The organism is Bacillus sp. F56 (assembly GCF_001748205.1).
GTDB classification, from domain to species: Bacteria; Bacillota; Bacilli; order Bacillales; family Bacillaceae; genus Bacillus; species Bacillus stercoris.
The window spans coordinates 415,357-429,034 of sequence record NZ_BDFC01000005.1; the positions used below are offsets into that span (position 1 = coordinate 415,357).

The 13,678-nt window shown below is 42.1% G+C and carries 14 protein-coding genes, 1 pseudogene and 1 other annotated feature; of the genes and pseudogenes, 3 read left to right on the top strand and 12 right to left on the bottom strand.

The genetic code is table 11. From position 1 onward, the window contains the following. Positions 1-32 precede the first annotated feature (32 nt). Positions 33-152, top strand: a pseudogene (locus BFW96_RS22065) (hypothetical protein). On the opposite strand, the gene mecA reads toward BFW96_RS22065, so the two are convergent. Next, positions 147-803 carry an adaptor protein MecA gene (mecA, locus tag BFW96_RS06795; RefSeq protein WP_069149371.1) on the bottom strand — a complete coding sequence of 219 codons (657 nt, stop codon included), beginning with the start codon at positions 801-803 and terminating at the stop codon, positions 147-149. The pseudogene BFW96_RS22065 and the gene mecA overlap by 6 nt on opposite strands. Then, a complete protein-coding gene (locus BFW96_RS21430; protein WP_134975725.1) occupies positions 770-910 on the bottom strand; it encodes a hypothetical protein in 141 nt (46 codons plus the stop codon). The genes mecA and BFW96_RS21430 overlap by 34 nt, the downstream gene beginning before the upstream one ends. Before the next feature lie 169 nt (positions 911-1,079). Between BFW96_RS21430 and BFW96_RS06800 the strand changes: the two genes are divergently transcribed. After that, complete coding sequence (locus BFW96_RS06800) at positions 1,080-1,736, top strand: TerC family protein (RefSeq protein WP_069839009.1); 657 nt, start codon at positions 1,080-1,082, stop codon at positions 1,734-1,736. Between the two features lie 42 nt (positions 1,737-1,778). Here BFW96_RS06800 and spx read toward each other — a convergent pair whose 3' ends face one another. The 8 genes from spx to oppA form a co-directional block, all read right to left on the bottom strand. Then, entirely contained in the window at positions 1,779-2,174 is a 396-nt protein-coding gene (gene spx / locus BFW96_RS06805) for a transcriptional regulator Spx (RefSeq protein WP_003245483.1), read from the bottom strand. Between the two features lie 180 nt (positions 2,175-2,354). Then, positions 2,355-2,933 carry a GNAT family N-acetyltransferase gene (locus tag BFW96_RS06810; RefSeq protein ID WP_003244921.1) on the bottom strand — a complete coding sequence of 193 codons (579 nt, stop codon included), beginning with the start codon at positions 2,931-2,933 and terminating at the stop codon, positions 2,355-2,357. Positions 2,934-3,096: 163 nt separating this feature from the next. Then, positions 3,097-4,314, bottom strand: a complete 1,218-nt coding sequence (locus tag BFW96_RS06815) for an MFS transporter (protein WP_083252818.1) — start codon at positions 4,312-4,314, stop codon at positions 3,097-3,099. Positions 4,315-4,419: 105 nt separating this feature from the next. Beyond that, positions 4,420-5,337, bottom strand: coding sequence for an oligopeptide ABC transporter ATP-binding protein OppF (gene oppF / locus BFW96_RS06820; RefSeq protein ID WP_003239287.1), 918 nt, complete (start codon positions 5,335-5,337; stop codon positions 4,420-4,422). 1 nt (position 5,338) lies between these two features. Then, complete coding sequence (gene oppD, locus BFW96_RS06825) at positions 5,339-6,415, bottom strand: oligopeptide ABC transporter ATP-binding protein OppD (protein ID WP_083252819.1); 1,077 nt, start codon at positions 6,413-6,415, stop codon at positions 5,339-5,341. 4 nt (positions 6,416-6,419) lie between these two features. Beyond that, positions 6,420-7,337, bottom strand: coding sequence for an oligopeptide ABC transporter permease OppC (oppC, locus tag BFW96_RS06830; RefSeq protein WP_043857278.1), 918 nt, complete (start codon positions 7,335-7,337; stop codon positions 6,420-6,422). Positions 7,338-7,340: 3 nt separating this feature from the next. Further along, positions 7,341-8,276 (bottom strand): oligopeptide ABC transporter permease OppB, encoded by a 936-nt coding sequence (gene oppB / locus BFW96_RS06835; protein WP_041345470.1) that lies wholly within the window; start codon positions 8,274-8,276, stop codon positions 7,341-7,343. A 106-nt stretch (positions 8,277-8,382) separates the two neighbouring features. After that, positions 8,383-10,020 (bottom strand): oligopeptide ABC transporter substrate-binding protein OppA, encoded by a 1,638-nt coding sequence (gene oppA / locus BFW96_RS06840; protein ID WP_069839012.1) that lies wholly within the window; start codon positions 10,018-10,020, stop codon positions 8,383-8,385. Between the two features lie 471 nt (positions 10,021-10,491). Next, positions 10,492-10,706: a binding site (T-box leader), on the top strand. A gap of 58 nt (positions 10,707-10,764) precedes the next feature. On the opposite strand from oppA, the gene trpS reads away from it, so the two are divergent. Then, positions 10,765-11,757, top strand: a complete 993-nt coding sequence (gene trpS, locus BFW96_RS06845) for a tryptophan--tRNA ligase (protein WP_069839164.1) — start codon at positions 10,765-10,767, stop codon at positions 11,755-11,757. A gap of 37 nt (positions 11,758-11,794) precedes the next feature. On the opposite strand, the gene BFW96_RS06850 is transcribed toward trpS, so the two are convergent. Together BFW96_RS06850 and opp4C are read right to left on the bottom strand one after the other, a co-directional pair. After that, the gene (locus tag BFW96_RS06850) at positions 11,795-12,547 is read right to left on the bottom strand and encodes a YjbA family protein (RefSeq protein WP_014663526.1); all 753 of its coding nucleotides are present in this window, start codon (positions 12,545-12,547) and stop codon (positions 11,795-11,797) included. A 204-nt stretch (positions 12,548-12,751) separates the two neighbouring features. Continuing rightward, positions 12,752-13,666, bottom strand: coding sequence for an oligopeptide ABC transporter permease (gene opp4C / locus BFW96_RS06855; RefSeq protein WP_040083452.1), 915 nt, complete (start codon positions 13,664-13,666; stop codon positions 12,752-12,754). Positions 13,667-13,678: the final 12 nt, after the last annotated feature.

Sequence of the window (13,678 nt, forward strand, 5' to 3'; positions counted from 1 at the left end):
CCTTTCCAGATGAGGTATACTTTCTGGATAAATTGATCAACTCCTGTTCGCTGTATTTTCGCTTGTACGTATGTTTTCGATTTTTCACATCTTAAAATGGCATTTTAGTGCATAAAAAAACCGATTTCCGGAAAGAAATCGGTTTGCTATGATGCAAAGTGTTTTTTTATCGTTTCTAGAGCATGCTCTGAAATAATCAGCTTGCCGTACTCTTCAAGACGGTGTATGCTGATTGAGGATTCATTTGCGTACTCCAGCAGGATGCTTAGCTGATTTTCAACCTCTTCATCAGTCATATTGCAAAAATCCACATATAAATAATATCGGTTCTCAAACGAATATAAAGTCGTTTTGCTTCCGTTAACGTTCAAATTAGATAGAGAAATAACATCCTCAAAATCGCCAAATCGCAAGACAAATTGAAGCTTTTGCTCCTTCTCTTCCTGATTGATGGCCTGCTCTTCTTTCTGGAAATCATCCAGCAAGGCGTCAAGGTCCTCAGATGCTGGTTCTTGCTTTTTATCCTCAGGAATCGGCAGTTCGAGCTTTTGTCCGTCTTTGGAAAGCTGGGCTTTTGTGACGATGATTTCTAATCCTTTGTCAAGTGCCTGAACTTGAATCCAAAGAGGGCCTTCCACAGCGAATTCCTCTTCTTCATGAACTTCATCCATGACTTCCCAGAACAGTTCTTCACTGCGCTCACGGTTATACCAAATTTCTTCTCTGTCAAAACCGCGATCTTCAATATCTCCGTAAGACATATAAAATTTTACTGTATGCTCGTTAATTCTTTCAATTTCCATTTGCCAACCTTCCCTTCTATATAAGATGTTGAAGGGACATCTAAGCTCCCGATTAATTGTACTTTACTACACTTTACCCATTCCGTCCACATCTTAACCTTAAGCAAGGCCAGTGTGAATTCCTTTGTATTTCTATTTTATGATAAAACAGTCACAAAAGAAATAAAAATGCACCTTTGCCTAAAAAACGGCAGTTCAGGCTGCTGATATCATAAAATGCGGCCTGTCTCATATAGTAGTAGTACAAGCGAAGGACTGAAAGCGAGGTGCCGATTCATGGAGCATGACTATCTGATTTCTCTGCTTGTAATTGTTGGGATCGACCTGATCCTTGGCGGAGATAATGCGGTCGTCATTGCCATGGCCAGCAGACATTTGCCGGACAAGCAAAGACAGCAAGCTATTATTCTCGGAACATTTATAGCCGTTACCATGAGAATCGGATTAACAAGTGCAGCAGTATATCTTTTGAACATTCCGTTCTTGCAGTGCGCCGGCGGAATTTTCCTGCTGTATTTAGGATATCAGCTGCTGATCGAAAAAAAAGATACGCAGCACATTAAAAGCAGCACCTCTTTGTGGAGAGCGATACGAACGATTGTGCTTGCAGATCTCTTTATGTCGCTGGACAATGTCATCGCAGTTGCAGGAGCATCACACGGTGAGTTTTCTCTCGTCGTCATAGGTTTGTGTGTATCGGTTCCGGTTATTATTTGGGGCAGCAAACTCATCCATATTGCACTAGGGAAAATACCGCTTCTGATTTACGCGGGAAGCGGGCTGCTTGCCTATACTGGCGGAGAAATGATTGTCAGAGACAAAAAGCTGTCTCTTTTTATGGCGCAGCACGGCACAGTCGAAACACTCCTCCCCATTTTGACGGTTGCGTTTGTCATTCTTGCGAGCATTTATTACCAGCAGGTTGAAAAATAAAAGAAGGCTGATGACTCAGCCTTCTTTTGATGATACGATCTATTAGTTTGCCAAACGCTGTGCTTCTCTTAATTGGAAAGAGCGAACTTTTCTTGGCAGGAAACGTCTGATTTCGTCTTCGTTATATCCGACTTGCAAACGTTTTTCGTCGATGATGATCGGACGGCGAAGCAAACCTGGATGCTCGTTGATCAAGCGGTACAAATCTTGCAGCGGCATAGATTCAACGTTCACATTGAGTTTTTGGAATACTTTTGAACGGGTTGAGATGATTTCATCTGTTCCGTCCTCAGTCATTCGAAGAATTTGTTTTATTTCATCAATTGATAAAGGTTCAGAGAAAATGTTTCTTTCTACAAATGGAATCTCGTGCTCCTCGAGCCACGCTCTCGCCTTTCTGCATGAAGTACAGCTTGGTGATGTGTATAGTGTAACCATTCATCTTCACTCCTCTAATTAGTAGGATGAACATCTATTTTATTCTTAAATTGAAATTACTCTAAAAAAGGAATCTTTACAGGTATTATACTATAAAAAAGTAAGTGTGAACAGTATCCTAAGAAAAAAATGTGTCAATCCAGCAAATTTTTAATGTTCATGATATGTTCTTATTCTCAATTAGCTTAACTGATCGAAAATATTTTTTTGTTTTTCTTCATCGATGATTTCCAAGACCTCATCCGTTTTTTCGTACGATTCTCCGTACCATTTCTCATCTTTATAAGTATGAATGTTTTCATATGTCTGTTTCATGGCTTCAAGAATTTCTTCTTCTGATTCTGTTTTCGGTGACCAATACAGAATCTCCATCTTGTTTACTTCATTCGTAGCCAATGACCGGCGACGGTACCCAATTGATTGAGCATGCTTGAAATGCTCTCTTTGATAAAACCTCAGGCGTTTTTCTGTATCAGTATCATCTTCATCAACAGGTTCCACCTCGAGCAATATGGGCTTATTTTTCTTTTTCAGCTTTGCGATCAATTTGCCGCCAAGCCCCTGCCCTCTTGCATCCTTAGACACATACAGATAATCAACGAAAATAAAAGAATCGAATTCCGCAAACATTAAAATATGATGTTTGCCTTCATCTTTATGGTAAATATCGCTTCGCTCTTTCAGAAGAGCTTCCATATGCGCTTTTGATTTCATTTCTTCAATTGGAAAGTACTCGCTAAGCTTTTCATACCAGTTCATTGATTTGCTCCTTATGAGTTCATTGTCTTCATACTTTTAGATATACCCCATTTCTTCTTGTTTAAACAGCCTTACATCTATAAAGACGTACGAACTTCCGCCATGGTTTCATTTTTTTTCAGAATGAACGGAGCCAGCTGCTCCGTTTATTCTGAAGTGCATCTCATTGAACTCGGTTTTCCCGCCTGTAATGAACAAGCCGGGGCTGTGCCAGTGCAATCATAAACGTCATGATATATAATGCAGCAGCTGCAATAAAAGCTGTTTTCGCACCAGCCGCATCAGCCACTAATCCCATAATGGAGTAGGTGACGCCTGCCCAAGGAGTTAAAATTGCATTTTTTGCAGCCATGATTCCGATACGTTTCTGTTCGGGAATAACCTCCTGCAGCATGGTTTCCTGGCAAATATCACGCACCTGATAAAAAGGCCCCATTGCGGCACAAGCCAGCGCGCATAAAAACGGGATTGTAGAAATTGAGAACAGAAGGGTCAGCGCCGCCATCACAAGCGAGCAGAAAATAATAGCGCAGCCCATGTTCCGCTCAAAAAAAGCAGAAAAACGAATCGCAATCACACTACCGACAATGGCACCTATAAAATAAGAAGCGTTAAACATCCCCCACCACGCTTCTGTTTCATGTAAAACAATCGCAGTAAAGGCGAGAAGAATAGCAGACGACCAAACAGAACCCGCCAAAGCTTCTATCATGTCCATAAAAGTAATGTCTCTTACAATAGGAATAATCATTAAATCCTTCCATATACTTCTGCCAGATGTTTTTTCATCTGTTTCATCAGTCGTTTTTTCATTTATATGAAGCCCCTTGAGGGAAACTCCCGAAAGAACAAACAGGCAAATGGCTGCACCGACAACGACTTCAAAAGGGACGGCATACGTCAGAAGGCCTCCAAGGCCCCAGCCTGCTGTTAAGAACAATTGATTCGAGAGGGAGATCACGCCATTCGCTTTTATATAGTGCTCTTTTGGAACAATAATCGGCAGCAGCGCGAATCTTGCTGGCTGAAAAAAAGCGCCCGCGAAGGAAAAACAGAACACAAACAGCAGCGTAATCCAAAAGAATGCCTGTCCGTGATGAGTGACACTGTATGACATCAGGATTGTAAAGACCGCTCTCAGCAGATTTGCGCCCGCAAGCACCTTTTTAAACCCAAGATTGCGAAGCACCGGAGAGACGCAAAAGCTTGCCGCTATACTTGCAAATGACATGAACGATAATACGAGTCCAGCCAAAAAAACGGAGTCAGTCATTTGATAAACACGGACCATTAAAACGATTGTGACAAGGACTCCTGCTAAGGATTGTAGAGATTGAGACAGCAATAGCGCAAAAACATTTTTGTTATGCAAAAATTGAATCGTATTTCGCCTCCGCTTTTTCCTCTAATTGTAAATGTTATCATTCTCACTTTCTATGGAGACGCAAAAAAATCCTTCAAGAGATTCTCTTGAAGGATTGATGAATCATGAAAAAGCTTTAAATTCGGCTTCCGTGCACATCACAAAATGTCCCGGTTTGACTTCACGGAATTCCATCGTTTCCCCATCTTTTAATTGATGGACGGACGGATCATATTTCTGGCGGACGCGATTTCTCTCATAGTCCGGATCTGGAAGCGGAATCGCAGAAAGCAATGATTTTGTATATGGATGAAGCGGATTCTCATAAAGCTCATCTGCCGGCGCAAGCTCAACCAGTTTCCCGAAATACATAACTCCAATGCGGTCGCTGATGTATTTGACCATCGATAAATCGTGGGCAATAAACAGGTATGTGAGCCCTTTTTCTTTTTGCAGTTCTTTCATTAAATTCACGACCTGCGCTTGAATGGATACATCCAAAGCGGAAATCGGCTCATCCGCGATAATGAATTCCGGATCAACAGCAAGCGCTCTGGCAATCCCGATTCTTTGGCGCTGGCCGCCGGAAAATTCATGGGGATAGCGGTTCGCGTGTTCCTTGTTCAATCCCACTGTTTCCAATAGTTCATGGACCCGCTGCATCCGCTCTTTTTTCGTTTTCGCCAGCTTATGAATATCAAGCCCTTCAGCAATAATATCAGCAACTGTCATTCTCGGATTCAGGGATGCATATGGGTCTTGGAATATCATCTGCATTTTGCGGTTGAATTCCAGCAGTTTTTTCCTCGATTTTTTCCCATGCACATTTTCGCCGTTGAACAGCACCTCACCATCGGTTGCTTCGTACAGCCGGATAATGCTTCGGCCTGTTGTCGATTTACCGCAGCCAGATTCACCAACCAGCCCTAATGTTTCACCTTTATAGATATCAAATGATAAATCATCTACAGCCTTAACCGTTCCTCTCGGTGTGACAAAGTGCTGTTTTAAATGTTTGATTTCTAATAGTTTTTCAGTCAATTCATTCACCTTCTCTCACTAAGACAGGTTTTTCATACGTGTTTGCAAGTTTACGCATTTTCGCTTTTACCGCTTCAGGCGGCTCTACCTTTGGCGCGTCGGGATGCAGCAACCATGATTTGACATAATGAGTATCAGATACCTTAAACATTGGCGGCTCCTGTTCAAAATCGATTTTCATCGCATAAGGGCTCCGCAGGGCAAAAGCATCTCCTTTTGGCGGGTTTGTCAAATCAGGCGGCGTGCCCGGAATGGCAGTCAGCTCTTCCTCTCCTGAACTTTCCAGTGTCGGCATGGATGCAAGAAGCCCCCAAGTATAAGGATGTCTCGGATCGTAGAAAATTTCGTCTACCGTACCTGTTTCTACAATCTGTCCCGCGTACATGACAGCGACCCGGTCAGCAACGTTTGCCACAACACCAAGATCGTGTGTGATAAAGATGATGGACGTGTCAATTTTCTTTTGCAAATCCTTCATTAATTCCAGAATTTGCGCTTGAATCGTTACATCAAGTGCAGTGGTCGGCTCGTCGGCAATCAGAAGCTTCGGATTCGCCGCAAGCGCCATGGCAATGACAACCCGCTGCCTCATACCGCCTGAAAATTCGTGCGGAAATTGGTTCACCCGCTTTTCCGGCATTGGGATACCGACTAATTCCAGCAGTTCAACCGCGCGTTTTTTAGCCGCTTCCTTTGATACCTTTTCGTGTTTAAAAAGCACTTCCGTAATTTGTTTACCGACCTTCATCGTTGGATTTAAGGAGGTCATCGGATCTTGGAATATCATGCCGATCTCTTTTCCCCGGACATTTTGCATTTCTTTTTCGGACAGCGGCACCAGATCCTTCCCTTCAAACAGGATTTCACCGCGTTTGAAATAACCCGGAGGCATTGGAATCAGCTTCATAATCGCCTGAGAGGTTACACTTTTTCCGGAACCTGATTCTCCGACGATAGCCAGCGTCTCTCCTTTTTCCAGATGGAAATTCACTCCGCGGATCGCTTGGACCTCTCCGCCATATGTTTTAAATGAAATTGCTAAATCTTTTACTTCTAATAGGCGTGTCACCCGTATCACTCCCTTATTTACGTAACTTAGGATCCAATGCGTCTCTTAATCCGTCGCCGACAACGTTAAAGCCAAACATTGTAATGCAGATAAATCCGGCAGGGAAGAATAAACGCCACGGATAATAGGTCAATGCAGGCAATCCGTCAGAAGCCATCGTTCCCCAGCTTGCCAGCGGAGCCGGGACACCGAGTCCCAAATAGCTTAAAAAGGCTTCTGTGAAAATCGCAGTAGGAACTGTCAATGTCATCGTGACCAAAATGGAACCCATTGCGTTTGGCACGATATGTTTAAACAGCAGACGGGATGTTTTTGCACCCAGTGTCTGTGAAGCAAGCACATACTCTTGATTCTTCAGCTGCAGCACTTGTCCGCGTACAATTCTGGCCATATTAATCCAGCCCGTAATCGTCATGGCAATAATAATCGTAAATAGCCCTTTCGGAAGAACAACCATAAGTAAGATAACCATTAATAATGAAGGAACTGCCCAAAGGATATCAGCGATACGCATCATAATTTCATCTGTTCTTCCTCCGCGGAAGCCTGAAATGCTCCCCCAAATGACGCCGATCAGCAAATCAAGAACAGCGGCTGCGACACCGATAAAGATTGAGATTCGCGCTCCTACCCAGGTACGGACGAAAATGTCCCGTCCAAGATCATCTGTTCCGAACCAGTGATCTTTTGAAGGCGGCTTATCCGCATTTAAGAGATTAGTAGTTGAATAATCATACCTTGAGAACACCGGCGCAAAAATGGCCATAAGGATAATGAGCACGATAATGATAAGCCCGACCATTGCAAGCTTATTGCTGCGGAAGCGAAGCATCGCATCTTTCCAGAGGGAAAGGCTCTTTTTACTTATTTTTTCTGCATCGCCGGCATTCGCTGCGGCTGGTTCAAACATGTTTTTCGGAATGTTCTGCATGGCCTAGGCTCCTTTCTTTGCTTTGGAAAGCTTGATTCTCGGATCAATAATGCCGTAAAGCACGTCTACGATTAATACACACAATAGCAGGATGACACTGAAGAACACCGTTACACCCATAATGACTGTATAATCACGGTTTGTAATACTGTTTACGAAGTGTGAACCAAGACCCGGGATCCCAAAAATCGTTTCAATGATAAAACTTCCCGTTAAGACCTGGGCGGCCATCGGGCCCATGTATGTAACAACCGGCAAAAGCGCGTTTCGAATGGCGTGCCGCACTGTAACCGCTGGACGGGACAGCCCTTTCGCTTTCGCAGTGCGGATATAATCACTGTTTAACACTTCGATCATGCTTGAACGGGAAAGTCTGGCAATGAACGCCATCGGCATGGAAGCAAGTGCGATTGAAGGCAAAAAGGTGTATGCCCAGGAATCCCACCCCGCGACCGGAAACAGCCCAAGCTTCATGGAGAACACATATTGCAGAACAGCCGCCATGATAAAGCTTGGAACTGAAATACCAAATATCGTTAAAATCGCGACGGTATAATCCTGCCACTTATTATGGTAAAGAGCTGCAATGACTCCAAACAATACACCTAACGCTAAAGCGAGGAGAATAGCTTCTGCTCCAAGAGTGAATGAAACGGGGAAACCTGAATTGATCAGGTCGTTAACACTCTGACCTTTATATTTAAATGATGGTCCGAAATCCCACATTGCAACTGATTTCAAATAACTGACGTATTGTACAAACAGCGGCTTGTCCAAGCCATAGTGCGTATTTAAGTTTGCTTCAATTTCAGGCGGAAGCTTTTTCTCACCTGAAAATGGCCCGCCCGGTGCTGCTTGCATTAAGAAGAATGTCACAGTTACAATCACAAATAGTGTGATAATCATATAGACTAAGCGTCTTCCGATATATTTTAGCAAGGGGGAACACCTCCATGGTTTTTACTTTTTTATATTCTTCAGTAAGAAAGGTATATGGGAAATAGGTCCCCATATACCTTGAGGTTATTGTTTTCACAAATAAGACTTATTGAAAGTACGCGTTTCTGAAATAAATTTCTCCAGTTCCAGTAATAATGGTTCCTTTCAGATTTTCGTCTTGTACCCAAGGAATCGTATAAAAATAAATTGGAGCGACCGGCATTTCATCAATGAAAATTTCTTCCGCTTTTTTCAGCAGCTCTGCACGTTTGTTTTGATCTGTTTCAGTTTGTGACTGATTCAGCAATTTTTTGAATTCTGGGTTTTCCCAGCCCGTATCGTTATTTCCTCCGTCTTTGTCACGGAACAATTCTAGGAAGTTAATAGGATCGTTAAAGTCGCCAAGCCAGCCCATACGGCCGATTTGATAATCTTGGCTGTGGAGCTTATCGATATAGACATTCCATTCAGAGTTATCAAGCTCAACATTTACGCCTAAATTTTTCTTCCACATTTCTTGTACAGCTTGAGCGATTTTCGCATGTGCATCATCAGTGTTATAAGACAATTTGATTTTCGGAAGGTCAGATGCCTTGCTTAAGCCCATTTCTTTTAGGCCTTTTTCAAGGTATTCTTTTGCCGTTTTGATATCGTTGTCTTTGTAGTAGCCTTCTTTGTTATCCTCAAATCCCTTCATTGTCGGCGGCACCGCAGCCATTGCTGGGATTTGCTCTCCTTGCGTAATGTTTTTAACAATCGATTGACGGTCAATCGCATAAGATAATGCTTTACGGATATTGACGTTGTCTAACGGCTTAGCTTCTGTGTTGAATTTGTACCAATACACACCTGCCATCGGCTCAACATGTAAAGAACCGTCTTTTTTCAAGGAAGGGAGAGATTCTGTCGGAAGCTGTCCGAGCGGCAAACCGGCCCAATCAAGTTCGCCAGCTTGGAATTTTTTCAATTCCGTATTGTTATTGTTGATCATAACCATATTGATTTTCTTCAGTTTGACTTTGTCTTTATCCCAATACTGGTCATTTTTTTCGAGAGTAATAGAACCGCTGTGTTTCCATGCTGTCATTTTGAACGGCCCGTTTGATACATAATCATCCCCAGCATTTGTATTCCACTTTTTATTTTTCTCTGCAATTTTCTTGTTGATCGGCATATACGTATAGAACGCAGTTAATTCAGTGAAATATGGAGTCGGGTTATTTAATTCAACCTTCAGCGTTTTGTCATTCACGGCTTTTACTGCCACATCATCTAGGCTGCCTTTGCCTGTATTCGCCGCTTCAGCACCTTTTATGTAGTAGAGCTGGTAAGCGTATTGTGATTCATTATTAGGGTCAAGCGCCCATTTCCAAGCATATTCAAAATCTTGTGCTGTTACAGGGTCTCCATTAGACCATTTCACACCATCACGAATAGTGAATGTATATGTTTTACCGTCCTTGCTTGTTTCGATTTTAGATGCCATGCCTTCTTCAGGCTCCCCATCTGCATTAATGCGTGTCAATCCTTCAAAAGTCTGACGGATGACACCGCCTGAAACTGAATCATTTGCCAATCCCGGATGTAAGGAGAACGGCTCAGTTTTAATATTAATGTTAAGTGTTGTCTTTCCTTTACTGTCCTTTTTCCCTTCACCGTTTGATCCGCTGCCGCCAAAGCCGCAAGCGCTCAGCACGAGAGTGAAAATGAGCATCAACGTGACAATCGACCAACGTTTTTTCATATTCGCAAACCCCCTAATAAGAATTTTTCAGCTCCTTACGGCTAAATCCTCAGAAATATCAGACAAATGAACCTAAGTTTCCATAACTTTTATTCTGTTCCGTCTTTTCTGATTATTTTTGTAAAAAAGCTGTAACAATAGAGTGAACAAGTTCATTATAATGAAACAAATAATTTATTGCAATATTATTTTATCAATTTAAAATATTTAAACTTCGTTAGTTTTTCTTCCACGAACATAATATCCTTCTACCATTTAAAGCATAAATTGATTAAAAACTTTTTCATGAGTTTTCTATCCATATTGCTTTTTACATATAATATCTGCCTGTTTTTACACTGATAGCAGTTATCATTTAAGGGTTTTACAGCACCCATGTTATTTATATCATTACAATGTTACTGGGAAAAAGAATGTTTTTTCATGATGACAATTGGTTATAATTGATTTATAATGAAGCAATCAAAAGAAAAGCGTGCTATGAAGAAGAGTAGTACACATTTCACCTGTTTGAAGAGAGTCTGCGGTGCTGGGAGCAGATAACGGGCAATGTGGAATGGACTTTGGAGCAGCTGACCGAACCCGAAAAAAGTAGGCTCAGCCGGAGCAGACTCCGTTACAAACGTCAGAGTGATTCCATTTTAATGGAATAATCAGGGTGGTACCACGGTTCATTCGTCCCTTTTTTATAGGGGAAGAATGAGCCTTTTTTATTATGTTTTAAGAAATGAGGTTGATGTTTTCATGAAACAAACGATTTTTTCAGGCATTCAGCCAAGCGGCTCTGTTACGCTCGGCAACTATATCGGTGCAATGAAGCAGTTTGTCGAACTGCAGCATGATTATAACAGCTATTTTTGCATCGTGGACCAGCATGCAATAACCGTTCCTCAAGATCGGCTCCAGCTAAGAAAGAATATCCGCAGTCTGGCGGCGCTTTACTTAGCTGTCGGACTTGATCCGGAAAAAGCAACATTGTTTATTCAGTCAGAGGTTCCCGCGCACGCACAGGCCGGATGGATGATGCAGTGTGTCGCATATATCGGCGAGCTTGAACGAATGACTCAATTTAAGGACAAATCCAAAGGCAATGAGGCTGTCGTCTCCGGCCTGTTAACATACCCGCCGCTGATGGCCGCTGATATTCTGCTGTACGGAACGGATCTTGTGCCTGTTGGCGAGGATCAAAAGCAGCACCTTGAGCTGACGCGGAATCTCGCAGAACGCTTCAACAAAAAATACAACGACATCTTCACGATTCCGGAAGTGAAAATTCCAAAAGTCGGTGCACGCATCATGTCTCTGAATGATCCGCTGAAGAAGATGAGCAAATCTGATCCGAACCAGAAATCTTATATTACACTGCTGGATGAACCGAAGCTTCTTGAAAAGAAAATCAAAAGCGCTGTGACAGATTCCGAGGGCATTGTAAAATTTGACAAAGAAAACAAACCGGGTGTTTCCAACCTTCTTACGATTTATTCAATCCTCGGCAATACGACAATTGAAGAGCTTGAAGCAAAATACGAAGGAAAAGGCTACGGCGAGTTTAAAGGTGATTTGGCAGAAGTCGTGGTGGACGCATTAAAACCGATCCAGGACCGCTATTATGAGCTGATAGAATCTGAAGAATTAGACCGGATTCTTGATGAAGGCGCGGAACGGGCGAAACGGACAGCAAACAAAATGCTGAAAAAAATGGAGAATGCCATGGGTCTTGGAAGAAAAAGACGCTGATCAAAAAACCGCTCTTTGCAAAGAGCGGTTTTTTATTTCAGTTTACCTTTGATTCATTTTCCATTTCCCACAGCTTTTCAAAAAAAGGCTGTCCTTTTATTAGGTTTTCGCAAAAAGCTAGGTGCTTATCCGACCAGCCTTCAATTGTTTCGTTATACAGCATGTCCCAAATCTCTTCAAAGCTCATCCGTTTGATTTGTTCATACATATGCGGATTCCACTCTGTATACCAATAGCCGATTTCAGCGCGGTTTTTCAGCCCTTTTAATTGGTCAAGCGCCATAAACATCAGCTGCTTGATTTGCCGTTCTTTTCTTGTCAGACCCCTGACATGTTCTGGTGCTAATGATAAGATGTGATATTCTTTAGAGGATTCCAGTTTCTTTGGTTCAAATTCATACGCTTCAGGCTCTACATCTTTTACCATTTCATAAACGAGCTGCTCTTGTCTTGGGATCAGACGGCTTTTCCTGACAGGGATTGTATAGCCGATCGTGTCGACAGCCAAAATGCCGATTCCGTCTGTTACAACAAAACAATATTCAAGCTTTGTCCGCTCATGATTTTTCCGAATGTACGATTTCTGATGTACGTCTTCAAGCAAACCTTTCGGAAGCTCTGACAAATCGTTTTCTATGTAATGAAACAGTACTGACGGCACCCTTAACAAAGGCACCTGATCCAAAAGCTCAACCGTATCTTCCTTGCGCCATTCGTGAAAGTGGCATACATTGTAGCCATTTTCTTCCCCTTCAAACCAATTGACCCACACATCATGAAGAAATAACATCTCTAACCCCTCACTTTATAAAAACTGTTGTCCACAGTATAGGCAAGGGACAGAGAAATTATTCCAAAGAGATTGAGGAAATCTGGAATCACTGGTTTTATGCAAGAATCACAAAAAGCAGATCTCTTTGTATATTTTCTGACAAAGGGAGACCTGCTTTTTTTCTGATTTGGTGATATTTTATAACAGATATTATATTCATTTTTATTTAATATTTTTCGGGTCAAGCGCATCCCGCAGGCCATCACCGACAAAGTTGAAGCATAAAACGGTCATTAAAATAAATAGCCCGGGAAATAACGGGTACCACCATGCTTGAATCATTAATGTAAAGTTTTGAGCATCCTGAAGCATGTTTCCCCAGCTAGCAATTGGCGGCTGGATACCGAAACCCAAGTAACTTAACGTTGATTCAGCTAGAATGACACTACCTACTTTTAAAGTAGCGGAAACAATAATTGGCCCAATACAATTCGGCAATATATGCGAAAAAATAATTTTGTAATTTTTTGTGCCTATTGTTTTAGCAGCCAATACAAATTCCCTTGACCGTAGGGATAGAAACTCACCTCTGACTAGTCTCGCTGTTGTAGTCCAGCCCGTCAGAGAAAAAATTAAAATTAACTTATCCATTCCCGGTTGAAAAATTGTAACTAAGGTAATAAGCAGAAAAATATCCGGAATAGATAAAACTACGTCGACAGCCCTCATCAACACAGCATCTACTATTCCTTTAAAGTATCCTGCTAAGGCTCCAACAACCGTACCAATTGTAATCGCACCAATTACTGAAGCAAAACCAACTAATAAAGACACACGTGCTCCATATAACACCCTTGTAAATATATCGCGCCCAAACTTATCCGTCCCCATTAGATTTTGAGCGCTTGGCGGCTTCAGTTTGTTTAAAAGAGATTGACTCTCAGGCGAGTAAGGCGCAATAAAAGGAGCAAAGACCGCCATTAAGATGATAACTGATAAAATAATCCCCCCAACAACAGCAAGCCTATTTTTGAAAAATTTCTCAAAAAAGATCCTAGTCATTGTTTCTGGTTTTTTTCTAATATTTTCTTTTAGCTTTACCTCATTAGAGGGAGCCGCAGTGTTTGGATTTGTCATGTGTGTCCCCCC